The organism is Pseudomonas sp. GM33 (genome assembly GCF_000282295.1).
GTDB lineage: Bacteria > Pseudomonadota > Gammaproteobacteria > Pseudomonadales > Pseudomonadaceae > Aquipseudomonas > Aquipseudomonas laurylsulfatiphila.
The window spans coordinates 64,965-88,709 of sequence record NZ_AKJO01000181.1 but is presented as its reverse complement, the minus strand read 5'-3'; the positions used below and the strand labels follow the sequence as shown (position 1 = coordinate 88,709).

The 23,745-nt window shown below is 59.9% G+C and carries 23 protein-coding genes; 13 read left to right on the top strand and 10 right to left on the bottom strand.

Features of this window, described 5'->3' with window-relative positions; all coding sequences use genetic code 11:
- Positions 1-15: 15 nt before the first annotated feature.
- The 3 genes from PMI26_RS02045 to flgA form a co-directional block, all read right to left on the bottom strand.
- Positions 16-483, bottom strand: coding sequence for a flagella synthesis protein FlgN (locus PMI26_RS02045; RefSeq protein ID WP_007980136.1), 468 nt, complete (start codon positions 481-483; stop codon positions 16-18).
- Between the two features lie 48 nt (positions 484-531).
- On the bottom strand, positions 532-858 hold the full coding sequence (gene flgM, locus PMI26_RS02050; protein ID WP_007980134.1) for a flagellar biosynthesis anti-sigma factor FlgM: 327 nt from the start codon (positions 856-858) through the stop codon (positions 532-534).
- Positions 859-1,026: 168 nt separating this feature from the next.
- Positions 1,027-1,785, bottom strand: a complete 759-nt coding sequence (flgA, locus tag PMI26_RS02055; RefSeq protein WP_007980132.1) for a flagellar basal body P-ring formation chaperone FlgA — start codon at positions 1,783-1,785, stop codon at positions 1,027-1,029.
- 83 nt (positions 1,786-1,868) lie between these two features.
- On the opposite strand from flgA, the gene PMI26_RS02060 reads away from it, so the two are divergent.
- Together PMI26_RS02060 and cheR are read left to right on the top strand one after the other, a co-directional pair.
- Positions 1,869-2,801, top strand: a complete 933-nt coding sequence (locus PMI26_RS02060; RefSeq protein WP_007980130.1) for a chemotaxis protein CheV — start codon at positions 1,869-1,871, stop codon at positions 2,799-2,801.
- A 45-nt stretch (positions 2,802-2,846) separates the two neighbouring features.
- On the top strand, positions 2,847-3,674 hold the full coding sequence (cheR, locus tag PMI26_RS02065) for a protein-glutamate O-methyltransferase CheR (RefSeq protein ID WP_007980127.1): 828 nt from the start codon (positions 2,847-2,849) through the stop codon (positions 3,672-3,674).
- A gap of 179 nt (positions 3,675-3,853) precedes the next feature.
- Here cheR and PMI26_RS32160 read toward each other — a convergent pair whose 3' ends face one another.
- Positions 3,854-3,988 carry a hypothetical protein gene (locus PMI26_RS32160; protein ID WP_256358753.1) on the bottom strand — a complete coding sequence of 45 codons (135 nt, stop codon included), beginning with the start codon at positions 3,986-3,988 and terminating at the stop codon, positions 3,854-3,856.
- Positions 3,989-4,042: 54 nt separating this feature from the next.
- Here PMI26_RS32160 and flgB point away from each other — a divergent pair, with 54 nt between their 5' ends.
- Genes flgB through flgE form a run of 4 tightly spaced genes read left to right on the top strand, consistent with a single transcriptional unit; the run spans position 4,043 to position 6,998 of the window.
- Positions 4,043-4,450: a flagellar basal body rod protein FlgB gene (flgB, locus tag PMI26_RS02070; RefSeq protein WP_007980125.1), complete on the top strand. Its 408-nt coding sequence runs from the start codon at positions 4,043-4,045 to the stop codon at positions 4,448-4,450.
- 3 nt (positions 4,451-4,453) lie between these two features.
- Positions 4,454-4,897, top strand: coding sequence for a flagellar basal body rod protein FlgC (gene flgC, locus PMI26_RS02075; RefSeq protein WP_007980123.1), 444 nt, complete (start codon positions 4,454-4,456; stop codon positions 4,895-4,897).
- A gap of 15 nt (positions 4,898-4,912) precedes the next feature.
- Positions 4,913-5,635, top strand: coding sequence for a flagellar hook assembly protein FlgD (gene flgD, locus PMI26_RS02080; protein WP_007980122.1), 723 nt, complete (start codon positions 4,913-4,915; stop codon positions 5,633-5,635).
- A 31-nt stretch (positions 5,636-5,666) separates the two neighbouring features.
- Positions 5,667-6,998: a flagellar hook protein FlgE gene (flgE, locus tag PMI26_RS02085; protein ID WP_007980119.1), complete on the top strand. Its 1,332-nt coding sequence runs from the start codon at positions 5,667-5,669 to the stop codon at positions 6,996-6,998.
- 240 nt (positions 6,999-7,238) lie between these two features.
- Here the strand turns inward: flgE and PMI26_RS02090 are convergent, their stop codons facing one another.
- Complete coding sequence (locus PMI26_RS02090) at positions 7,239-10,130, bottom strand: ribonucleoside-diphosphate reductase subunit alpha (protein WP_007980117.1); 2,892 nt, start codon at positions 10,128-10,130, stop codon at positions 7,239-7,241.
- Positions 10,131-10,870: 740 nt separating this feature from the next.
- Between PMI26_RS02090 and PMI26_RS02095 the strand changes: the two genes are divergently transcribed.
- Together PMI26_RS02095 and PMI26_RS02100 are read left to right on the top strand one after the other, a co-directional pair.
- Entirely contained in the window at positions 10,871-11,593 is a 723-nt protein-coding gene (locus PMI26_RS02095; RefSeq protein WP_007980115.1) for a response regulator, read from the top strand.
- Positions 11,590-13,200 carry an ATP-binding protein gene (locus tag PMI26_RS02100; RefSeq protein ID WP_007980113.1) on the top strand — a complete coding sequence of 537 codons (1,611 nt, stop codon included), beginning with the start codon at positions 11,590-11,592 and terminating at the stop codon, positions 13,198-13,200. Before PMI26_RS02095 ends, PMI26_RS02100 begins: the two co-directional genes overlap by 4 nt.
- Before the next feature lie 124 nt (positions 13,201-13,324).
- Here the strand turns inward: PMI26_RS02100 and PMI26_RS02105 are convergent, their stop codons facing one another.
- Complete coding sequence (locus tag PMI26_RS02105; RefSeq protein ID WP_007980112.1) at positions 13,325-14,044, bottom strand: 4'-phosphopantetheinyl transferase family protein; 720 nt, start codon at positions 14,042-14,044, stop codon at positions 13,325-13,327.
- Positions 14,045-14,258: 214 nt separating this feature from the next.
- Positions 14,259-15,050 carry a dienelactone hydrolase family protein gene (locus tag PMI26_RS02110; protein WP_007980110.1) on the bottom strand — a complete coding sequence of 264 codons (792 nt, stop codon included), beginning with the start codon at positions 15,048-15,050 and terminating at the stop codon, positions 14,259-14,261.
- 146 nt (positions 15,051-15,196) lie between these two features.
- Here PMI26_RS02110 and PMI26_RS02115 point away from each other — a divergent pair, with 146 nt between their 5' ends.
- The 3 genes from PMI26_RS02115 to PMI26_RS02125 all read left to right on the top strand — a co-directional run bounded on the left by PMI26_RS02115 (position 15,197) and on the right by PMI26_RS02125 (position 17,939).
- Entirely contained in the window at positions 15,197-15,799 is a 603-nt protein-coding gene (locus tag PMI26_RS02115) for a membrane protein (protein WP_007980108.1), read from the top strand.
- Between the two features lie 119 nt (positions 15,800-15,918).
- On the top strand, positions 15,919-16,596 hold the full coding sequence (locus PMI26_RS02120) for a response regulator transcription factor (protein ID WP_007980106.1): 678 nt from the start codon (positions 15,919-15,921) through the stop codon (positions 16,594-16,596).
- Positions 16,593-17,939, top strand: coding sequence for an ATP-binding protein (locus tag PMI26_RS02125; RefSeq protein ID WP_007980103.1), 1,347 nt, complete (start codon positions 16,593-16,595; stop codon positions 17,937-17,939). Before PMI26_RS02120 ends, PMI26_RS02125 begins: the two co-directional genes overlap by 4 nt.
- Before the next feature lie 152 nt (positions 17,940-18,091).
- Here PMI26_RS02125 and PMI26_RS02130 read toward each other — a convergent pair whose 3' ends face one another.
- On the bottom strand, positions 18,092-19,090 hold the full coding sequence (locus PMI26_RS02130) for an AraC family transcriptional regulator (protein WP_007980101.1): 999 nt from the start codon (positions 19,088-19,090) through the stop codon (positions 18,092-18,094).
- A 338-nt stretch (positions 19,091-19,428) separates the two neighbouring features.
- On the opposite strand from PMI26_RS02130, the gene PMI26_RS02135 reads away from it, so the two are divergent.
- Together PMI26_RS02135 and PMI26_RS02140 are read left to right on the top strand one after the other, a co-directional pair.
- Positions 19,429-20,763, top strand: a complete 1,335-nt coding sequence (locus tag PMI26_RS02135) for a dicarboxylate/amino acid:cation symporter (protein ID WP_007980098.1) — start codon at positions 19,429-19,431, stop codon at positions 20,761-20,763.
- A 144-nt stretch (positions 20,764-20,907) separates the two neighbouring features.
- Positions 20,908-22,089 (top strand): CaiB/BaiF CoA transferase family protein, encoded by a 1,182-nt coding sequence (locus tag PMI26_RS02140; RefSeq protein WP_007980096.1) that lies wholly within the window; start codon positions 20,908-20,910, stop codon positions 22,087-22,089.
- A 120-nt stretch (positions 22,090-22,209) separates the two neighbouring features.
- Here the strand turns inward: PMI26_RS02140 and PMI26_RS02145 are convergent, their stop codons facing one another.
- Both PMI26_RS02145 and PMI26_RS02150 read right to left on the bottom strand, forming a co-directional pair.
- Entirely contained in the window at positions 22,210-22,704 is a 495-nt protein-coding gene (locus PMI26_RS02145; RefSeq protein ID WP_007980095.1) for a SprT family zinc-dependent metalloprotease, read from the bottom strand.
- Positions 22,705-22,861: 157 nt separating this feature from the next.
- The gene (locus PMI26_RS02150) at positions 22,862-23,464 is read right to left on the bottom strand and encodes a Yip1 family protein (protein WP_007980093.1); all 603 of its coding nucleotides are present in this window, start codon (positions 23,462-23,464) and stop codon (positions 22,862-22,864) included.
- Positions 23,465-23,745 lie beyond the last annotated feature (281 nt).

Here is a 23,745-nt window from a genome sequence, read left to right as displayed (position 1 = left end):
GGCGCATCAAGCGGCCTAAGCCTGACTGAGCGGGCGCGGCTTAGCAAGCTTGGAGAATGTTCCGCTGGCATCGTAGAGCGCCGGGGTTTCACCACCGTTGAGAATTCTCAGCTGGGTGGCCGTAGCGGCCTGCTGAGTGAGGATCGATTGACCGTTGCTGGCATTGCTGGCCTGGCACTGGACCAGGAGATCGCTCAGCACGTCACTTTGCGTCAGCAACTGGTCGCCAATGCTCGACTGGCTGGCCAGTTGCTCCAGCCCGCCGCGGTTGGTCGGCAGGTTGAGGCTGGCGAGAATTTCACTGCGCTTGCGCCCATGCTGTTCGAGCAAGACGACCAATGCCTGTTTCTGCGCCAGGATGCCCTCGAGCAATGGCATGTCACGGCCATGCAAGGCGAGGGATTCGGTCTGCAGCAATTCCAGCAGGTGTTGCGCTGGAGCAAAGTCATCGGTGATCAGTTGCAGTAGCTGAGTGTCGTGCATGGCTGGCCTTGGGTTTTAAGCGTCCAAAAGCCTGGCGCCGGCGGTGGCCTAGCGCTGGGCTTCGAAGTTGAGCAGTTTGCTGGCTACACGGTTGCTGTCGACTTTATAGCTGCCATCGGCAATCGCTGCTTTCAACTCGGCCACGCGGGCTTTGTCGACGGCAGGCTGATCGCGCAGCGTGTCAGTGACCTTCTGCAACTGTTGAGCCTCATTGCTGATATGTACCGATTCCCCGCTGTTGACGGTACCGGCCTGTTCGGCCGCGGATTCCAGCGGCGCGGTTTTGCCGGCTTCGGCGCTTTCCTTGCTGGCGCTGGTACGTGTACTGCCCGTCAGGGACGAGGAGCTGTTCAAACGGCTGAAATCGATGACCATGATAAAAAAACCTCTGGGAATTTGGACGCTTGCCATGGTTTCGGCCATTCCCTGGAAAACTTTAGGCTCATTTATCAATGAACCTCGCGCGCGTCAGCGCTTGCCCTGCATGGAGCACAGTCTAGGGAACAGCCGCGACGAGCGCCACATTCCGATGAGCCGAGCGCCTTACATGGACACTTCCACCTGCCCCGGCGCCATGACCTGCGCCTTGATGACTCGCTGGGAGTTGAGGTTTTTCACCCGGATCTGTTCGCTAAGGCTGCCGTTCGACAGGGCTTCGCCGGGCATGCGCACGCTGAGCGTACCGCTGCGGGCGGTAATCACCACCTGATCCCCCTTGCGGATCACCTCGGCCTGTTCGATATGTACCAGGGTAATCACCTGGTCGGTGACCATTGGTCGGGTCAATCGCTGCCCGATCGCCTGGTCGAGGGACGTCAGGTAGCCCTGGCTGATCAGGCTGATATCGCGCTCGCGCAGCACCACATCTTCAGGCTCGACAATGGCGGCACGGCGCAGTGGCCGGGCGCTGGTCACGACATCGCGAAACAGGCGGACTTGAGCGGGTACGAAGACAGTCCAGGGGGAGGCGCCCTCGCAGCGGACCTTGACCGTGACCCGTCCCAGTGGCTTGGGACTCTCGAGCGTTGCTGTCAATTCCTTGTCGCACATGGGCATGTGCATGCGCGGGTCGAGCGGGTTGACCTGGATCTCGTAGCGACCTTCCGTTTGACTGGTTGCCAAATAGTCTTCTACGGTGAATTCAAGAAAGCCCTGAGTGACGCCGATAAGCATGTCAGGCAAGGTAACCGCGTCAGCAAGGGCAGGGCTGCCAGCGTTGAACAGGCAAACAGCCGCCAGCACGCCGAGCAATTTGCGGTAGGGTGTGGTCAGGCGTCGAAAAAATGTCGGTTCTGTGTTCATAACGATTAAAAAAGCAAGCGCCGTGCCGTTTAGTGATGAAGGCGCGTCGCAACAACACTTGGCGTTGGTGTAGGAGTCTGGGCATGGCTGGTGTAATGGATTCGGTAAACCAGCGCACGCAACTGGTGGGGCAGAATCGCCTTGAGCTGTTGTTGTTCCGTCTCGACGGCCAGCAGCTCTACGGGATCAACGTATTCAAGGTTCGGGAGGTGCTGCAATGCCCCAAACTGACGTTGATGCCCAAGTCCAGTCCTGTCGTGTGCGGTGTGGCGAACATCCGGGGGGCAACCATTCCGATCCTTGATCTGGCGATGGCGACCGGCTCCGGTGCGTTGAAGGACAAGAACAATCCGTTCGTGATCATCACGGAGTACAACACCAAGACCCAGGGTTTCCTGGTGCGCTCGGTGGAGCGCATCGTCAACATGAACTGGGAAGAGATCCATCCGCCACCCAAGGGCACCGGGCGCGATCACTACCTGACGGCGGTGACGCGGGTCGACAATCAGTTGGTCGAAATCATCGATGTCGAGAAGGTGCTCGCGGAAGTGGCACCGACGCCGGAAGCGATTTCCGTCGGCGTGGTGGATGTCGAAACCCAGCACAAGGCGCTTTCGTTGCGCGTGCTGACGGTCGACGACTCCTCGGTGGCGCGCAAGCAGGTCACACGTTGCCTGCAAACGGTCGGCGTCGAAGTAGTGGCGTTGAACGATGGTCGGCAAGCGCTGGATTACCTGCGCAAACTGGTCGACGAGGGCAAGAAGCCGGAAGAAGAGTTCCTGATGATGATCTCCGACATCGAGATGCCGGAGATGGACGGGTACACCCTGACGGCGGAAATCCGCAACGACCCGCGCATGCAAAAGCTTCATATCATCCTGCATACTTCGTTGTCGGGGGTATTCAATCAGGCGATGGTCAAGAAGGTCGGTGCCGATGACTTCCTGGCCAAGTTCCGTCCTGATGACCTGGCATCCCGGGTAGTCGACCGGATCAAAGCAGCAGATATCAGCTAGGGGCCTGCGCCCCTGGCAGTCAACACGATTTAAGAGGCGGCATCATTGTCTACGGGTAATTTGGATTTCGAACAGTTCCGGGTATTCCTGGAAAAAGCCTGTGGCATTTTGCTCGGTGAAAACAAGCAGTACCTGGTCTCCAGCCGTCTCAACAAACTGATGGAACAGCAAGGCATCAAGTCTTTGGGTGAGCTGGTTCAGCGCATGCAGACCCAGCCGCGCAGCGGTTTGCGCGAACAGGTGGTGGATGCCATGACCACCAACGAAACCCTGTGGTTTCGTGACACTTACCCGTTTGAAGTCTTGAAGAACAAGGTCCTGCCCGAAGCGATCAAGGCCAGCCCCGGCCAGCGCCTGCGTATCTGGTCGGCGGCGTGCTCGTCGGGCCAGGAACCGTATTCGCTTTCGATGTCCATCGACGAATTCGAGCGGGTCAACATGGGCCAGTTGAGGATGGGCGTACAGATCGTTGCCACCGACCTGTCCGGCACCATGCTGAACAACTGCAAGACCGGCGAGTACGACAGCCTGGCCATCGGCCGCGGTCTGTCGCCCGAGCGCCTGCAGCGTTATTTCGACCCGAAAGGGCCGGGGCGCTGGGCGATCAAGGCGCCGATCAAGAGCCGGGTGGAGTTCCGTTCGTTCAACTTGCTGGACAGTTACGCGAGCCTCGGCAAGTTCGACATCGTGTTCTGCCGCAACGTGCTGATCTACTTCTCCGCCGAGGTGAAGAAGGACATCCTGTTGCGCATCCACAGCACGTTGAAGCCGGGGGGTTACCTGTTCCTCGGTGCTTCCGAAGCGTTGAACGGTTTGCCGGATCATTACCAGATGGTCCAGTGCAGCCCGGGGATCATTTACCAGGCGAAGTGATTTCGCTGGTGTTGTCAAAAAACGGGAGTCCTCAGGGCTCCTGTTTTTTATGTCTGCAAATGATCATTTGAAATCACCACACCCCTTGTGGGAGCGGGCTTGCCCGCGAAGGCGTCGTGTCAGTCGATATCAACTTTGCCTGACACACCGCTTTCGCGGGCAAGCCCGCTCCCACAGGGTCAGTTGGTGTCTTCGTAAGCGGTGCCAAGCGGCAGAAAAGCGGCAGGCGGCGGAAAACCGTTGCCGCTTTTCTGGCATTGCCGCGTTGCCATGTCCGGCAAAGCCCCGGTTTCCGGGCTTTTTTGAATTGGCATGGGGCTTGCTATGTCGATCCTACGAAAAATCAGGTCACCCGAAGGTTTCCCGACATGAGCATCAGCTTCGATAAAGCGCTCGGTATCCACGAACAAGCCCTGGGCTTCCGCGCCCAGCGTGCCGAAGTCCTGGCCAATAACATCGCCAACGCCGATACCCCGAACTACAAGGCTCGGGACCTGGATTTCTCGAAAGTGCTCGCCGAGCAGAACGAGAAAACCAAAAGCGGCACCTTCGCCTTGAACATGACCAACAGTCGTCATATCGAAGCTGAAGGCCTGGGCAATGGCGACGAGTCGTTGCTGTATCGCACACCGATGCAACCGTCGATCGACCAGAACACCGTGGACGCTCAGCTGGAACAGTCGAACTACGCGGAAAACGCGGTCAACTTCCAGGCCAGCTTCACCCTGCTCAACAGCAAATTCAAAGGGCTGGTGTCAGCCCTGCGCGGAGAGTAAGCCATGTCTCTATCCAGTGTTTTCAACATTGCCGGTAGCGGCATGAGTGCGCAGACCACGCGTTTGAACACCGTCGCCTCGAACATCGCCAACGCCGAGACCGTCTCGTCGAGCATCGACCAGACCTACCGCGCGCGTCACCCGGTGTTCGCCACGATGTTCCAGGGCGGCCAGAGCGGCGGCAGCGACTCGCTGTTCCAGAGCCAGGACGCCGCCGGTCAAGGCGTGCAGGTGCTGGGTGTGGTCGAAGACCAGAGCAATCTCGAGGCGCGCTACGAGCCGAACCATCCGGCCGCCGATGCCAAGGGTTACGTCTACTACCCGAACGTCAACGTGGTTGAAGAAATGGCCGACATGATTTCCGCGAGCCGTTCGTTCCAGACCAACGCCGAAATGATGAACACCGCCAAAACCATGATGCAGAAAGTCCTGACCCTCGGTCAGTGATAAGGGGCGACTCAGATGAGTGTTACCGATTCCACCAGCGGTTTGAGCCTCAACGACATCCTGGCCAACTCTTCGATCAAGACCAACGCCACGACTGACGGCCTCGCCTCTGCAGCCGGCAGCACCTCGGGCAACAAGGCCCTGGGCAAGGATGCGTTCCTGCAGTTGCTGGTAACCCAGCTGAAAAACCAGAACCCGCTGGAGCCTCAGGACAACGGTGCGTTCGTGGCCCAGCTGGCGCAGTTCAGCAGCCTGGAAGGCATCACCACGCTCAACGACACCGTGAGCGGCCTGGCCAGCAATTACAACTCGTCCCAGGCCTTGCAGGCGTCGTCGCTGGTGGGCCGTTCGGTCATTGCGCCGGGCGACAAGGCCGTGGTCGATACCACCAAGAGCCTGAGCGGCACGGTGGTGGTGCCGTCTTCGGTGGCGTCGGCCACCCTGAAGATCACCGACTCAGCCGGCAAGACCGTGCGCACCATCGACCTCGGTTCGCAGAAGGCCGGCAACGCCAGCTTCATCTGGGACGGCAAGAACGATGCGGGTGAGACGGTACCTGCCGGCACCTACACCTTCGGTGCCACGACCACGATCGATGGCACTTCCGTCGCGTTGATCACCAACCTGCCGGCGACCGTCAACAGCGTGACCATCAGCCAGACCGGCGGTGAGTTGATGCTCAATCTGGCCGGGCTGGGCAGCGTTGCCCTGTCCAAAGTACAAACCATTGGTATGTAAAGCCGACTAACCCGGCATAAAGGAGTGGAAGATGTCTTTCAATATCGGCCTTAGCGGTCTCTTTGCAGCCAACAAACAACTGGACGTGACCGGCAACAACATCGCCAACGTCGCGACCACCGGTTTCAAATCGTCCCGTGCAGAATTCGAAGACGTGTACTCGGCGACCCGCCTGGGCACCGGCAGCAAGACCGTCGGTAACGGCGTACGCCTGGCCAACGTTTCCCAACAGTTCACCCAGGGTGACGTGAGCAACACCGGCAACGTGCTCGACATGGGTATCCAGGGCAACGGTTTCTTTGTCCTGAGCGACAACGGTTCGCTGACCTACACCCGTTCCGGTACGTTCAAGACCGACAAGGACGGCTACGTCACCAACAGCGACGGCACTTCCCGCCTGCAAGGCTACGGTGTGGATTCCAGCGGCAAGATCGTCAACGGCGTGCTGACCGACCTGCGGATCGACACCTCCAACCTGGCGCCGAAGTCCACCAGCAACGTGTCGTCGACGATCAACCTGAACTCCACGTCGCCGGTGATCGACCAGGCGGTTGCGACCAACAAGTTCGACCCGTCCAAGACCGGGACCTTTACCAAGTCGTTCAGTACCCCGATCTTCGATACTCAGGGGAACCAGCACAGTATGGATCAATACATGGTCAAGACTGGCGCGAACACCTGGGATACCTACACCCTGATCGATGGTCGCAACCCGGACGGCAGTGATCCTACCGTTACCGCGCCGGTTGCTTCGACCATGTCGTTCGATGCCACCGGCAAACTGACTTCGGTCAGCACACCTGTGACGCCGCCAACCACGCCACCGACTTCGGTGATCAGCAGTGACCTGAAAATCACCAACTGGACTCCGGGTAGTGTCACCAATGGCGTCTGGACTGGCAACGGCGCAGCAGCCGATCCGGCTGGTTTGACCATCGCGATGGCCAACACCACCCAGTTCAACGCCGACACCGCGCGCTCGATTCCATCGCAGAACGGTTATGCCACTGGCCAGATCACCAACCTGACCATCGACGGCAGCGGTGTGCTGCTGGCCAACTTCAGCAACAACCAGACCAAGCCGATCGGCCAGATTTCCCTGGCCAGCTTCACCAACGAGCAGGGCCTGCAGCCGGTAGGCGGCACCAGCTGGAAAGAAACCTACACCTCGGGCATCCCGGGCTACGATGCGCCGCAGACTGGCACCCTGGGTTCAATCGTTTCCAATTCCCTGGAACAGTCCAACGTCAACCTGACCAACGAGCTGGTCGACCTGATCAAGGGGCAGAGCAACTACCAGGCGAACGCCAAGACCATTTCTACCGAGAGCACCATCATGCAGACCATCATTCAGATGGCTTGATGCTGGGCGGCGCTGCATAAAAAGCCCCTCGTGAGAGGGGCTTTTTTGTGAGTGCAAGATACAAATTAAAAGATCGCAGCCTCGCTTCGCTCGACAGCTCCTACAGGGATCGCATTTCAATGTAGGAGCTGTCGAGCGAAGCGAGGCTGCGATCTTTTTCATGGGCAAAAGAAACCCCCGATAAACCAGAGGCTCATCGGGGGTTTTTAGTCAGCACCTTTCAGTGCTTACCGGCTCAGCTTATTGGCAAGCTTCGCAATCCGGCTCGTCGATGGCGCAAGCCTTCGGCACTGGAGCAGGGCCGGCAGGCGCTGCCAGGACCGAGTCTTCACCGTGGTTGCCGCCGCTGGAAACAGCGTTCAGCTTGCCGGTGTTAATGGTCGACTTCTCGGTGCTGGTTGCGGCCAGGGCACGGAGGTAGTAAGTGGTTTTCAGGCCACGGTACCAGGCCATGCGGTAGGTCACGTCCAGCTTCTTGCCCGAAGCGCCGGCGATATACAGGTTCAGCGACTGAGCCTGGTCGATCCACTTCTGGCGACGGCTGGCAGCGTCGACGATCCACTTGGTGTCCACTTCGAAGGCAGTCGCATAGAGCTCTTTGAGTTCTTGCGGGATGCGCTCGATCTGCTGCACCGAACCGTCGTAGTACTTCAGGTCGTTGATCATGACCGAGTCCCACAGACCGCGAGCCTTGAGGTCGCGAACCAGGTACGGGTTGATCACGGTGAATTCGCCCGACAGGTTCGATTTCACATACAGGTTCTGGTAGGTCGGTTCGATCGACTGCGATACGCCGGTGATGTTGGCGATGGTCGCGGTCGGTGCGATGGCCATGATGTTGGAGTTACGAATGCCTTTCTGTACACGGGCGCGAACCGGTGCCCAGTCCAGGGTTTCGTTCAGGTCGACGTCGATGTACTTCTGGCCACGGGCCTCGATCAGGATCTGTTGCGAATCCAGCGGCAGGATGCCTTTGGACCACAGCGAACCCTGGAACGTCTCATACGAGCCGCGCTCGTCGGCCAGGTCGCAGGAAGCCTGGATCGCGTAGTAGCTGACCGCTTCCATCGACTTGTCGGCGAACTCGACGGCTGCGTCGGAACCGTAAGGGATGTGCTGCAGGTACAAGGCGTCCTGGAAGCCCATGATGCCCAGGCCGACCGGACGGTGCTTGAAGTTGGAGTTCTTCGCTTGCGGCACCGAGTAGTAGTTGATGTCGATCACGTTGTCGAGCATGCGCACGGCGGTGTTCACGGTGCGTTGCAGCTTGGCGGTGTCCAGCTTGCCGTCGACGATGTGGTTCGGCAGGTTGATCGAGCCCAGGTTGCAAACGGCGATCTCGTCCTTGTTGGTGTTCAAGGTGATCTCGGTGCACAGGTTCGAGCTGTGGACCACGCCGACGTGCTGCTGCGGGCTGCGCAGGTTGCACGGGTCCTTGAAGGTCAGCCACGGGTGGCCGGTTTCGAACAGCATGGACAGCATTTTGCGCCACAGGTCTTTGGCCTGGATGGTCTTGAACAGCTTGACCTTGCCCGGGTACTCGGTCAGGGCTTCGTAGTACTCGTAGCGCTCTTCGAAGGCCTTGCCGGTCAGGTCGTGCAGGTCCGGCACTTCGGATGGCGAGAACAGGGTCCACTTGCCGTCATCGAAGACGCGCTTCATGAACAGGTCAGGGATCCAGTTGGCGGTGTTCATGTCGTGGGTACGACGACGGTCATCACCGGTGTTCTTACGGAGTTCGATGAACTCTTCGATGTCCATGTGCCAGGTTTCCAGGTAGGCACACACAGCGCCTTTGCGCTTGCCACCCTGGTTAACGGCTACGGCGGTGTCGTTCACGACTTTCAGGAACGGAACCACGCCCTGGGATTTGCCGTTGGTGCCCTTGATGTACGAACCCAACGCACGAACCGGGGTCCAGTCGTTGCCCAGGCCGCCTGCGAATTTCGACAGCATGGCGTTGTCGTGGATCGCGTGGTAGATGCCCGACAGGTCATCCGGCACGGTGGTCAGGTAGCAGCTCGACAGCTGTGGACGCAGGGTACCGGCGTTGAACAGGGTCGGGGTCGAAGCCATGTAGTCGAAGGACGACAACAGGTTGTAGAACTCGATGGCACGGGCTTCGCGGTCTTTCTCTTCGATCGCCAGGCCCATGGCCACGCGCATGAAGAAGATCTGCGGCAGTTCGAAACGCACGCCATCCTTGTGGATGAAGTAACGGTCGTACAGGGTCTGCAGGCCAAGATAGGTGAATTGCTGGTCGCGCTCGTGGTTGATCGCCTTGCCCAGTTTTTCCAGGTCGAAGGAGGCCAGTTCAGGGTTCAGCAGCTCGTATTCGATACCCTTGGCGATGTAGGCCGGCAGCGCCTTGGCGTACAGGTCGACCATCTCGTGGTGGGTGGCGCTTTCGGCGACGCCGAGGAAGCCCAGGCCTTCGGCACGCAGGGTGTCCATCAGCAGGCGGGCGGTCACGAACGAGTAGTTCGGCTCGCGCTCGACCAGGGTACGGGCAGTCATCACCAGAGCGGTGTTGACGTCGGTCAGGGCCACGCCGTCGTACAGGTTTTTCAGGGTTTCGCGCTGGATCAGGTCGCCGTCGACTTCTTCCAGGCCTTCGCACGCTTCGGTGACGATGGTGTTCAGGCGGCCCATGTCCAGCGGCGCCAGGCTGCCGTCGGCACGGGTGATGCGGATCGACGGGTGCGCTTGTACCGGCTCTTCGGTGGTACGAACGGCACGTTCCTTGGAACGGGCGTCACGGTAGATCACGTAGTCGCGAGCGACTTTCTGCTCGCCGGCACGCATCAGGGCCAGTTCGACCTGGTCCTGGATTTCTTCGATGTGGATGGTGCCGCCCGATGGCATGCGACGCTTGAAGGTCGCGGTGACCTGTTCGGTCAGGCGGGCAACGGTGTCGTGGATTCGCGACGAGGCGGCAGCGGTGCCGCCCTCAACTGCGAGAAACGCTTTGGTGATGGCGACGGTGATTTTGTCATCGGTGTAGGGAACGACAGTGCCGTTACGCTTGATCACGCGCAGTTGGCCAGGCGCGGTGGCGGACAGATCCGAATTCGAATCAGCGGCCTGCGGCAAGGTGCCCTGCGGGTTCTCGCGAGTTGTGTCGGTTTGCATGGGGGAGTGTCTCCACATTCTCTATGTTTGTTTGGGCACCATCACGGTGCCCACCGTTCCGTCCTGAAGCACTACAACCGGCGAGCGCCGGGCATAACAACTTCGGGACAGTAGGAAGGGGGCTTTATGGGGCGCCGCTTCCATGCCGAAGTCTTTGGTCTCACGCCTTGGGCCTGAAACCTTGGTCCTTTGCAGGTGACAGTTGGGACTGCAACACCCGTACCGTTTTCACCACTCGGGGCCGAAACACAGTAGCCATCCGCATGCGCGGTTTGGTCTTTCGAAAATACGTTTGGTTCAACCGGACAGAGGCAATAAAAGCGCTTGAAATTGGTGTCTGGTTTGTGTTTGGTTTTTTGCGAAAAACCCTATATCTAGGGTTTTTTTAGCGCCGGGCTACAAGATAATGCGTTTTAGGGGAGGATTGCAACGTACTACCTGTGGATAAACCTGTGCGTAAATTGTGTGTGAAAGAGGGAACCGGCGTGTAGGCCGCGACGCTGCTGGACCGGACCTTTTTTCAGCGAATTTCTGCGTTCGAAAACGCTCGGTCAGATTTTTAAGGGCGCGAACCCTATCACAAAAAACCGCGTTGTCCGAACGCATTTACCCGCTTGTGTTCTCGACGAGCGGCGTTTATACATTCGGCCCAGCGTGTATACATATTTGTCCCCCCGAATCATTACAAAAAAACGGGCGGATCCTTCCTTATTAGTGTTTTTGGCAAGTAGAGGTCACCCGTGGAGCAAGAAGCCTGGCAGGTATTGATTGTGGAGGACGACCAGCGACTGGCCGAACTGACCCGCGATTACCTGGAAGCCAACGGCCTGCGTGTGTCGATCGAAGGGGATGGTGCCCTCGCTGCGAACCGCATTATCAAGGAACAACCGGACCTGGTGATCCTAGACCTGATGCTCCCCGGCGAAGATGGCTTGAGCATCTGCCGCAAGGTCCGCGCCCGTTATGACGGCCCGATCCTGATGCTCACCGCTCGCACCGATGATACCGACCAGATTCTCGGCCTGGACCTGGGGGCTGACGACTACGTCTGCAAACCGGTACGCCCGCGCCTGCTGCTGGCACGCATCCAGGCCCTGCTGCGCCGCAGCGAAACGCCCGAAGTCGCCCCGGAAAAACAGCGGCGTCTGCAGTTCGGCCCGCTGATCGTCGACAACGCCTTGCGCGAAGCCTGGTTGCAGGGCAACGGCATCGAGCTGACCAGCGCCGAATTCGACTTGCTCTGGCTGTTGGTGGCCAATGCCGGGCGCATTCTCTCCCGGGAAGAGATCTTCACTGCGCTGCGAGGTATCGGTTATGACGGTCAGGACCGCTCCATCGATGTGCGCATCTCGCGCATCCGTCCCAAGATCGGCGATGACCCGGAGCATCCACGGCTGATCAAGACTGTGCGCAGCAAAGGCTATCTGTTCGTTCCCGAGGCTTGCGTAGACCAGACCCTGTGAACTCGATCTTCCTGCGTATCTATGGCGGCATGTGTGCCGCGCTGATTCTGGTGGCGGTGCTCGGTGTGCTGGCGTTGCACCTGCTCAATCAGGTGCGCAGCGAGCAATACCGCGAGCGTCTGGCCCACGGCACGTTTTCGCTGATGGCCGACAACCTGCAACCGATGAACCAGACCGAGCGCCATCGGGCCTTGCTGGTGTGGGAGCGGTTGCTGGGCATTCCGCTGGCGCTGAAAACCTTTGCCGAAACTGACCTGGACCTGACCCAGCGCACCCGTGTGTTGCGCGGCCAGGCATTGGTGGAACAGACCGGCCCGCACGCGGCGAAGGTCTACAAGCTGGTCAGCGACAAGGAGCAGTTGATGCTGACCGGGGAAGTGCAGCAGATCAGCGAGCAACTGGCCCGGGCGACCATCTACCTGTTGACCGATGAGCTGGTGCGCACCCCCGTAGCCGATCAGCCCATGCGTCTGGCGCAATTGAAGCAAGACAAGGGCTTTGGCTTCGACCTGCGGCTGGTCACGGTTGACGAGGCGGACATGGACGAAGACCAGAGCCGCCGGGTGTCCGAGGGCGACACCGTGATGGCGCTGGGCAAGGAGGGCGATTCAATCCGGGTGTTTGCCGGCATGGTCGGCACGCCGTGGGTCCTGGAAATCGGCCCGTTGTATCAGATGAATCCTTATCCCCCGCAATGGCTGGTGCTGATCGCCGCGCTGGGCCTGACGCTGATCGGTTTGATCGTTTATCTGTTGGTGCGCCAGCTCGAGCGCCGTTTGCGTGGCCTGGAGGCCGCCGCCACGCGCATTGCCCAGGGCAGCCTGGAAACCCGCGTGCCGGCGCGCGGCGCGGACTCGGTGGGACGGCTGGCTTCGGCGTTCAATGGCATGGCCGAGCACTTGCAGCAGTTGTTGGCGATCCAGCGCGAACTGGTGCGCGCGGTGTCCCACGAATTGCGCACGCCGGTGGCGCGCCTGCGCTTTGGCCTGGAGATGATCGGCTCGGCCACCACGCCGCAAGCCCTGGAAAAATACTGCCAGGGCATGGACAACGACATCGAGGATCTCGACCGGCTGGTGGACGAGATGCTGACCTACGCGCGGCTCGAACAGGGTTCTCCGGCACTGAATTTCCAGCGAATCGATCTGGATGCCTTGGTCAACCAGGTGATTGAGGAGCTGGCGCCGTTGCGTGCCGACGTCACGGTACAGCGGGGTTTGTGCCTGTCGGCCGCCGATAACGACGATGCCTGGGTCGAGGCCGAACCGCGTTATCTGCACCGGGCGATCCAGAACCTGGTGAGCAATGCCATGCGCCATGCGCAATCACGGGTGACCATCAGCTATCAGGTGGGGCAACAGCGCTGCCGAGTGGATATCGAGGACGACGGGCCGGGGGTGCCGGAATCGGCGTGGGAAAAGATCTTCACGCCGTTCTTGCGTCTGGACGACAGCCGCACCCGTGCGTCTGGCGGGCATGGGCTGGGGTTGTCGATCGTGCGGCGCATCATCCATTGGCACGACGGGCGTGCGTTGATCGGCAAGAGCAAGAGTCTGGGTGGGGCGTGTTTCAGCCTGAGCTGGCCGCGCAATCAGGAGAAGCGTTGAGCCTTCCGGCGAATGTTCAACCGCTTTCGCGAGCAAGCCCGCTCCCACAGGTTGTGTGTCGTACACAAGTCAACTGTGGGAGCGGGCTTGCTCGCGAAGGGGCCATACCAAGCACCGAAAATCGTCAGGCCTTGATGCTGACCAGACTCAATAACTGCCCATCCTTGACCCCGAACTGCGCATCCAGCTCGGTGCCGTTGCGCCATTCGCCGGACAAATCCGTGAGCAGTCGCAACCGCACCTCACCGGATTCACGCCACTCCAGCACTTCGGCATGCTCGAAATAAAACCGTTGCTGAACGATCGGATAGAGTGCCTTGAACAGGCTTTCCTTGACCGAGAACGTCAGGGTCACTAGCAAGGCCCGTTGCTCGCGAGGACCGAGCGCCATGCGTTGTAGCTCCGGCGGGTTGAGGATTTCCCCGGCCAGGCGTTCGGCGCGTTCGACATTGAGCAGGTTTTCCAGGTCCATGCCCAGGCCGCGCCAATGGCTTTTGTTCGCGACAATCGCCGCGGCCCGGCCCGTGCTATGAGTGATCGAGCCCGTGATATGAGCAGGCCAGACCGGTGCCCGGTCTTCACCAATGGCCGGAATGACGCTCAAACCTTCCAGGCGCTGCAACGCGGCCCGGGCACACACCCGCCCGGCGAGAAACTCCGCCTGCCGTTTGGCGACAGAGCGCTGAATGCTCGCCGGCACCTCCACTGCGCTGCGCTGAAAGTCATCGCTGGCCAGTCGGGTGCTATCGAAGTGAGTGCTCAACAGGACCGTATCGGGCAGCACGAACGGCAGCGGCCAGTGGTCATCGAGAGGGGTGCAGCAGATGGGCAGGGCTGGATTCATGTCGGCATTTTGCAGTTAAGCAGCAAGACTGGGTAGTGGCCGATAGCTTTTGTGGCGAGGGAGCTTGCTCCCGCTGGGTGGCGAAGCCACCCCATAACCTGCAATCGCATTGTGTCAGACAGGGCGTGGTTGCAGGATTTACGACTGCTTCGCAGCCGAGCGGGAGCAAGCTCCCTCGCCACGGGGAGCACTGCTCGACTTCAATTGCTGTGTCTCAACCAAAGATCTTTTTGAAGAAAGCCTGCATGTCCGCCCAGGACTTTTCATCCGCCGCCTTGTTGTAACCAATGTCCGGCCCGCCATGATCGCCATGGCTCAACCGATCGGCATCCGGATTGGTGAACCCATGCTTGGCGCCGTCGAGGCTGACGAATGTGTAGTCGGCACCGGCCTTGTCCATCTCACTTTTGAAAGCCGTGATGTTTTCCGGGGTGACGATGCTGTCCAGCGCCCCGTGTTCCACCAGAATCTTCGCCTTGACGCTGCCTGGCGTTGCCGGCGTATTGGTTGCCAACGCGCCATGGAAACTCACCACGCCTGCCAATGGCACGCCCTGTCTGGCGGCATTGAGCACCACGCCACCGCCGAAGCAGTAGCCGATGGCGGCGATTTTATGCGGATCGGTCTGCGGTTGTTTTTTCAACAGGTCGAGCCCCGCCTGAAACCTCGCGCTGGATACGGCACTGTCTTTTGCCACGGCTTGCATGAAGGCCATTGCGTCCTTGGGGTGCTCGGTATTTTTGCCGTCGCCGTACATGTCGATGGCCAGGGCGCTGTAGCCCAGGCCGGCGAGATCCCGGGCGCGGCGCTTGGCGTAGTCGTTCAGGCCCCAGAACTCATGCACCACCACGACCCCGGGGCGCGGACCCTTGAGGGCGTCATCGTAGGCGAAGTAGCCAATCATTTTTGTGCCATCGGCGCTTTGGTAGGGGATTTCCCGGGTCTGGATGGCAGCCTGGCTGAGCCCGCTCAAGGCCAGCAGGAGGACAGCGAAGAACATGCGCATGGTCGGAACTCCTGTTGAAACGTGTCGAAACATTCGGGAAGGGGCGGTTCAGCCCAGGTTCAGAGTGCGTTCAGGGGGAGTTCAGGGCGCGGTGCGTAACCTTGCCTCGTACCCAAAAAACAAACGGCACATGAGGAAACTCCCCAATGACTGCATTCAAAAAACTGCTTCTGGCATTCACGGTTCTGGGCGCAAGCACCGCAGCCCTCGCCTCCGACGACAACTTCGCCAGCCTTACTCTTGGACAGACCAGCGACAAGGTCAAAAAATCCCACGCACTGAACGACAACCTCAATCACCCGAACGCCGATGGTGTGATCGGCAAGGACACCACCTGGGGTGTTCGTCTGGGCCAGCAGAATAGCCAGGGCCGTTACTACGCCACTTACGACAACGTGTCGGGCTCGCACAACGGCATTAAACTGCGTCAGGAAAACCTCCTGGGCAGCTACGATCTGTTCTACCCGGTGGGCGGCAGCACCAAATTGTTCGGCGGCGCCACGGCGGGCCTGACCAAAATGACCCAGGAGTCGCCAGGCTTCAGTCGCGACAGCGATATCGGCTACGCCATTGGTGGCCAGGTGGGTGTGCTGCAACAGGTTTCGCAGAACACCTCGGTTGAACTGGGTTACCGTTACCTGCGCAGCAACGCCAGCACCGAGATGAGTGAGCGTGGTGGCAGCAAGCAGGGTTCGCTGGACCTGACCAGCAGCGCCCAGACCTACCTGTCCGCCAACTACGCTTTCTGACAAGCGTTTCGTGAGCGGCCTGCGCCGGATCGTTCCGAGTGACGATCCGGCGTTGCCATGTTAGCTATCGAGGTGCGAGGTTGCGCCTCTGGAGATGTTGATTTGCCCGGGAGAGCGTTATGAAACTGCTGGTCGTCGAAGATGAAGCGTTGCTGCGTCATCACCTGAAAACCCGCCTGACGGAGAGCGGCCACGTGGTCGAGTCCGTGGCCAACGCCGAGGAGGCGTTGTACCAGACCGCGCAATTCAACTTTGACCTGGCGGTGATCGATCTCGGTCTGCCGGGCATGAGCGGGCTCGACCTGATTCGCCAGTTGCGTTCAGGTGGCAAGACCTTCCCGATCCTGATCCTCACCGCGCGCGGCAACTGGCAGGACAAGGTCGAGGGCCTGGCCGCCGGCGCCGACGATTACGTGGTCAAGCCGTTCCAGTTCGAAGAGCTGGAAGCTCGCCTGAATGCCTTGCTGCGCCGCTCCAGCGGTTTCACCCAGTCGACCATCGTCGCCGGTCCCTTGCTGCTGGACCTCAATCGCAAGCAGGCGTCCCTCGACGAACAGCCGCTGGCACTGACCGCGTATGAGTACCGCATTCTCGAATACCTGATGCGCCACCATCAGCAAGTGGTGCCCAAGGACCGTTTGATGGAACAGCTCTACCCGGATGACGACGAGCGTGATCCGAATGTGATCGAGGTGCTGGTCGGCCGTCTGCGCCGCAAACTGGAGGGGCCTGGCGGCTTCAAGCCGATCGACACCGTGCGCGGCCTGGGCTATCTGTTCAATGAGCGTTGCACTTGATCCGTTCGCTGCGCATTCGCTTGATGCTCGCCGCCACACTGTTGGCGGTGTTGTTCATGCTGGCGTTGCTGCCGGCGATGCAGGGTGCCTTCAGCCTGGCGTTGCAGGACTCCATCGAGCAGCGTCTGGCATCGGACGTGACCACGTTGATCTCCGCCGCCCGGGTGGAGAACAACAGCCTGCAGATGCCGGCGCAATTGCCCGACGAGCGCTTCAACCTCACCGACAGCCGACTGCTCGGCTATATCTATGACCGCGAAGGGCATCTGGTCTGGCGCTCGAAGGCGACCCGGGAAGAGCGCATCAATTACAAGCCACGTTATGACGGACGTGGTAACGAGTTTGCGCGGATCCGCGAAGCCAATGGCCAGGAATTCTTCGTCTACGACGTCGAGGTCAAGTTGCTCGGCGGCAAAAGTGCAGCCTTCAGCATCGTGGCCCTGCAACCGGTTCGCGAGTACGAACTGACCCTCGAAGGTCTGCGGGAAAATCTCTATCTGGGTTTTGGGGCGGCACTGCTGGTACTGCTGGCGTTGCTGTGGATCGGCCTGACCTGGGGCTTGCAGGCATTGCGGCGCTTGAGCCAGGAGCTGGACCAGATCGAAGGTGGCACCCGTGAAAGCCTCAGCGAGGAACATCCCCGGGAATTGCTGCGCCTCACTGGCTCCCTTAACCGTCTGCTGCACAGTGAACGTGAGCAGCGCAGTCGCTACCGTGATTCCCTCGACGACCTGGCCCATAGCCTGAAAACGCCGCTGGCGGTGTTGCAGGGCGTCAGTGAAGACATGGCCCAGCGTCCCGAGGATCGCGATCAGGCCTGGGTGCTGCAAACCCAGATCGAGCGCATGAGCCAGCAGATCAGCTACCAATTGCAGCGCGCCAGCCTGCGCAAGAGCGGTCTGGTACGTCATCAGGTGCACTTGCACCCGGTGCTGAAAAGTCTGTGCGACACGTTGGACAAGGTCTATCGCGACAAGCGCGTGCACGTTGCGTTCGACCTGCCCGACCCCTGCTATGTACCGATCGAGCAGGGCGCTTTATTGGAAATGATGGGTAACCTGCTGGAAAACGCCTATCGCCTGTGCCTCGGCGAAATACGCATTAGCGTGCGTGAAACCCTCAGCGGCACCGAGTTGTGTGTCGAGGACGACGGCCCCGGTGTACCGCCGGATCAGCGCGCACGGATTCTCGAGCGCGGTGAGCGCCTGGACCGTCAGCATCCGGGGCAGGGCATCGGCCTGGCGGTGGTCAAGGACATCATCGAGAGCTACAGCGCCCAGCTGACCCTGGGGGATTCACCGATGGGCGGGGCGGCGTTCCGGATTCATTTTCCGGTGGTTTAACCGGGAGTTTGATAGTGCTTCTACTGGCCTCTTCGCGAGCAAGCCCGCTCCCACATTCGACCGCGTTCCCTCTGACGGAACAGGGCCAAATGTGGGAGCGGGCTTGCTCGCGAAGAGGTCAGTGAAGACAGCAAAAAAATCGGCCTTGAATTTCAGTGCTCCTGCGCCCGATAAGCCCCCGGCGTCAGCCCGGTCCACTTCTTGAATGCCCGGTGAAACGCCGACGGTTCGGAAAACCCCAATTGCTCGGCGATCTGTTGCAGCGACAGGTCGGCGCGGCTCAGGTGGTAAATCGCGATGTCCCGGCGCAACTGGTCCTTCAATTCCTGAAAGCTCGAACCCTCTTCGCGCAAATGCCGGCGCAAGGTTTGCGGGCTGATGTGCAGGTGTGCGGCCACGGCTTCCAGGTCGGGCCAGCGAGAACTGTCCCGGCTCAGCAAGCGGCGTAAGCGGCTGCTCAGGCTGTCGCCGTCATCCGGACGCGAAAGCAGGTTGGCCGGGGAGTACTCAAGAAAATGCTTGAGGGTGCGCTCGTCCTGCAACAACGGCATGGTCAGGTAACGGCTGTGAAACAACAGGCTGCTCTGGGGGCGTGAAAACTCAAGCGGGCAGGAAAACAGCAGGTCGTACTCGGCGCCGTGTTCCGGACGCGGGTAGCTGAACGTGGCCTGTTCCAGGCGAATGCGCTGGCCGATCAGCCAGCTGCCAAAACGGTGCCAGATCACCAGCAAAGCCTCGGTCAGAAAGTGGTCAGGGTCCCAAAGCTGCGAGTCGTCCAGGCTCAGACGGACCCATTCGTCCTCGTGAGTCAGGGTCAAACGCGGAGTCCCGGGGAATAGGCTATAAAACAATAAGCCGCGATTGAGTGCCTTATCCAGGCTGCGGCAGTGGATCACGGCATGGCACATCATCGCGAAGCTGCCCGGTCTGCTCGGGGCTTGCCCGAACCCCAGGTACTCGTCATCCAGTGCCAGCCATAAGGCCTTGATCAATTGGGTGAACTGTTCCGGAGCGATGCGCGCCCGCGGTTCGTCCAGCAGCTCGGGGCTGATTCCCAGTTGTTGCAGCAGTCTCGAATAGTCGTAGCCGTGTCGACGTGCCCCGCCGAGAACGGCGCGGGCGAAATGACTGGCAATGGTGCGTTCGCGCATGGCAGCAGGCCTGACCGTTGAACGACGGATGGTAGCTGCGCGCTGCGGGCATGAACAGGGCGGATATCCGCCAAATTGCAGGACGACTTTTAGTGGAAGGGCGGAAATCCGCCACATGCATGTAACCGTCTGGTGACAGGGAATTTGCTGCGACCCCTGATATCAAAAGGCTCGCAGGTACTTTACGGAAGGTGGCACGGGCCTTGCGATACAACGAGCAGATGCCTGCCGTTGCGCAGCTCGAAAAAACAAATCCCTCCAGTGCAGGAGGGTTCGCAATTGCGGTGTTGCGGGCAACAGATGGATGTTGTCACCGGGCACCCTTGAGGAACTTTGCAATGACGACTCGTCAGCCACTGTACAAATCCCTGTATTTCCAGGTGATCGTTGCAATTGTCATCGGTATCGCCCTCGGTCACTTCTACCCACAGCTCGGTGTGGCCGTGAAGCCACTGGGTGACGGGTTCATCAAACTGATCAAAATGATCATCGCCCCGATCATATTCTGTACCGTTGTCAGCGGTATCGCCGGTATGCAGGACATGAAGTCGGTCGGCAAGACCGGTGGCTATGCGCTGCTGTACTTCGAGATCGTATCGACCATCGCCCTGCTGGTCGGTCTGGTCGTGGTCAACATCGTGCAGCCGGGCAATGGCATGCACATCGACGTCGCCACCCTCGATGCCTCCAAGATTGCCACTTATGTTGCAGCCGGTGCTGACCAAAGCGTCGTCGGCTTCCTGCTGAACGTGATCCCGGCCACCATCGTCGGCGCTTTCGCCACCGGCGACATCCTGCAAGTACTGATGTTCTCGGTGATCTTCGGTTTCGCCCTGCATCGCCTGGGTGCCTACGGCAAGCCGCTGCTGGACTTCATCGATCGCTTCGCCCACGTGATGTTCAACATCATCAACATGATCATGAAGCTCGCGCCGATCGGTGCCTTCGGTGCCATGGCGTTCACCATCGGTGCCTACGGTGTCGGCTCGCTGGTGCAACTGGGTCAGTTGATGGCGTGCTTCTACATCACTTGCCTGCTGTTCATCCTGATCGTGCTGGGCTCCATCGCTCGCATGCACGGCTTCAGCGTGCTGAAAATGATCCGCTACATCCGTGAGGAACTGCTGATCGTGCTCGGTACTTCTTCTTCGGAATCGGTACTGCCACGCATGCTGATCAAGATGGAGCGTCTGGGCGCGCAGAAATCCGTCGTGGGTCTGGTGATCCCGACCGGCTACTCGTTCAACCTCGACGGTACCGCCATCTACCTGACCATGGCCGCAGTGTTCATTGCCCAGGCCACCGATACGCACATGGACATCACGCACCAGATCACCCTACTGGTGGTGTTGTTGCTGTCCTCCAAAGGCGCCGCCGGTGTGACGGGTTCGGGCTTCATCGTACTGGCAGCCACCCTGTCCGCTGTTGGCCACCTGCCGGTTGCCGGCCTGGCGCTGATCCTCGGTATCGACCGCTTCATGTCCGAAGCCCGTGCCCTGACCAACCTGATCGGTAACGCCGTGGCGACCATCGTTGTGGCCAAGTGGGTCAAGGAACTGGACACCGATGTGCTGCAGGCCGAGCTGGCCTCGGGTGGTCGCGGCATCGCCGACGAGCCTAAAGACGATGTGTTGGGCCACGTCGAAGGAGCAACCCCGACGAACGCCAAGTAAGCCTCGTTGTAATGAAAAACCCGCTTCGGCGGGTTTTTTCATGCCCGGCGTTTGAGCGTAACGGTCACTGCAAGTGGCACATAAGGTAATTGCTGCAATGTCGTTGGCTGCCTAGGCTGGAGGCATTGTTAACGGAGAACGTTCATGCTCGGTCCATTGGTATCACTCAAGGTTCTGGATTTCTCGACGCTGCTGCCGGGGCCGTTCGCCTCGTTGCTGCTGGCGGACATGGGCGCCGAAGTGCTGCGCATCGAATCACCCACCCGCCTGGATCTGCTGCGGGTGTTGCCGCCCCACGATCAAGGGGTGTCGGCCAGTCATGCCTACCTCAATCGCAACAAACGCAGCCTCGCCCTGGACCTCAAGCAGCCTGAGGCGCTGGATGTCATCAAGCAGCTGTTGCAGGACTACGACATCGTGCTGGAACAATTTCGCCCCGGTGTCATGGAGCGACTGGGGCTGGGGTATGAGGCTCTGAAGGCGATCAACCCAAAACTGATTTATGTGTCGATCACCGGCTACGGCCAGACCGGCCCCTACAAGGACCGCGCCGGTCACGACATCAACTATCTGGCCTTGTCCGGGCTGGCCAGTTACACCGGCCGATCCGACAGTGGGCCACTGCCGTTGGGCATGCAAGTGGCGGATGTGGCCGGTGGTTCGCTGCACGGGGTGATTGGCCTGCTGGCGGCGGTCATCGCCCGGCAGCAAACCGGTCAGGGCCAGCACCTGGATGTCAGCATGACCGACTGCGCGTTCAGCCTGAATGCACTGGCGGGTGCGGGATATCTGGCCTGTGGCGTCGAGCCGGGGCCGGAAAACCAGGTGCTCAATGGCGGCAGCTTTTACGATTACTACCGCTCCCGGGATGGGCGCTGGCTGTCGGTGGGCAGCCTGGAGCCGGTGTTCATGAAGCAGTTGTGCGCGGCGTTGGGGCTGGAGGAACTGGCTGGCCTCGGCCTGTCACCGCAACCGGCGCATCAGAAACAGCTGAAAGACGCGCTGAGGGTCGAATTCGAAAAGCATGATTTTGCCGAGTTGCGTGCGCTGTTCGCTGAGCTGGATGCGTGCGTCGAACCGGTGTTGAGCCTGGGAGAGGCGCTGTGCCATCCGCAGTTGCAGGCGCGGGAGTTGGTGGCCGATGTGCCGCGGGGCGATGGTTCGGCTCAGGCGCAGATGGCTTGTCCGCTGAAGTTTTCAGAGGGGTTGCCTGAGCCGAAGCATATCGGCGTGGCGCTGGGGCAGCATACAGATCAGGTGTTGGGGGAGTTGGGGTTTAACGTTGAGCGAATTGAAGAGCTGCGGAGTAACAAAGTGATTCTTTAGTGTTTGTACTGGCCTCTTCGCGGGCAAGCCCGCTCCCACAGGGGACCTCCGGTATGGCATAGATCCAGTGTGGGAGCGGGCTTGCTCGCGAAGAGGCCAGTACAGCCATCGCAAATCTCGCTACTCGACCCGCATCTCCCCACTGAATACCAAGGTGTTGCGACACCGCCGGCACAGATACCGCCGTCCTTGCCGCACCAGGCTGTGGCGCTGGGCCGAGAACGGGAAGTCGCTGTCGGCGCACGGGCATTTGTAGATGTAACGGGTCACACTGCGGCGTTTGACGTCATAGGTGTGGCAGCGGTTGGGCGGCAGTTCGTACACGCCACGCATGATCAATTGCCACTCTTCGCCATGGGGCTGGATGCGGTCGCCGAACAGCTGATGGGCGATCAGGTGCGCGACTTCATGGGCCACGGTCTGCTTGAGGAAATCCTCGGTATTCTCCCGGTACAACTGCGGGTTGAAGCGCAGCAGGTTCTCGTGCAAATGCGCGACACCGGCTTTTTGTCCGCGCAGCTTGAGGCTCACCACGGGGCGTTTGAAAGGTCGTTTGAAAAAGGATTCGGCTAGTTGGAAACAGTCTTCGACGCGGGAATTGAGTTGCTCGGGCATGCTTGATGGATCTCCAGAGCGGTCGAGTATGCCGCAACCCTCGGGCCTTGCGAATCACCAGGTTGCCGAATGGTCATGGGCTTTCTCGTTGCTGAAGAATGAAAAGGCCGCCTCGCGGCGGCCTTTATCGGCATTTCTGATTTTCAGTGATGAGCGGCTAGTTGGTGTAGACCGGCCCCACGCCGAGTCCCCAGACAATCACAGTGAACGCCATGATGGCGACCAGCACCACCAGGCCTACGGCGAGCACTGAACTTGAAAACAGGAAGCCCTCGTCAGATGGAATGTTCATGAACGTCGGTAAGCCCACATACAGCAAGTACACCGTGTAGCAGATGGCTGCGGTGCCGATGATCATCCCCAGCCACAGGTGCGGGTACAAGGCCGCGAGGCCGCCGATGAACAAGGGGGTCGCGGTGTAGGTTGCAAACGCAATGCAGCGGGCGAGGCTTGGGTTGGCGTCGTAGGTGCGGGCCATCCAGTGAATGAATGCGCCCATTACCGCTACACCCCCGAGCATCGCCAGATACGACATGACCGTCATCCATATCGCGCTTTCTACGGTCAACATCACGGGAGGCCGATTGCCGATGACCCAGCCGACCTGTGTGGTGCCTATGAAGGCAGACACGGCGGGGATGGCCGCCAGGATCAGCGTATGGGTCAGGTACATGTGGCTGATGCTTTCCTCCTGGTCGCCACGGATTTCTTTCCATTCTTGGTCAGGGTGGGTGAAGAGCCCCACTACGTGATGGATCATGCCAGTCACTCCTCTTGTCTTTACCGTCGCCCCCCAGTGGAGCGCCTACGGGCCAATGCGGCCAAGCAAGTCACAGGTCTGAAATATGTAAGCGACCTTATGTCGCAGTATAGGGAGGAGTTTCCATGGGTGGAGCAGGGGCTTTAGAGCAAATCGCGCTGTAAACACTAGGCCTAATCGCGGTTGCGTCTGTAAGGGCTGCCGAAGGCTGCGATCTTTTGATCTTTGGTGATTTCAGCGCCACCGAAGATCAAAATCAAAAGATCGCAGCCTTCGGCAGC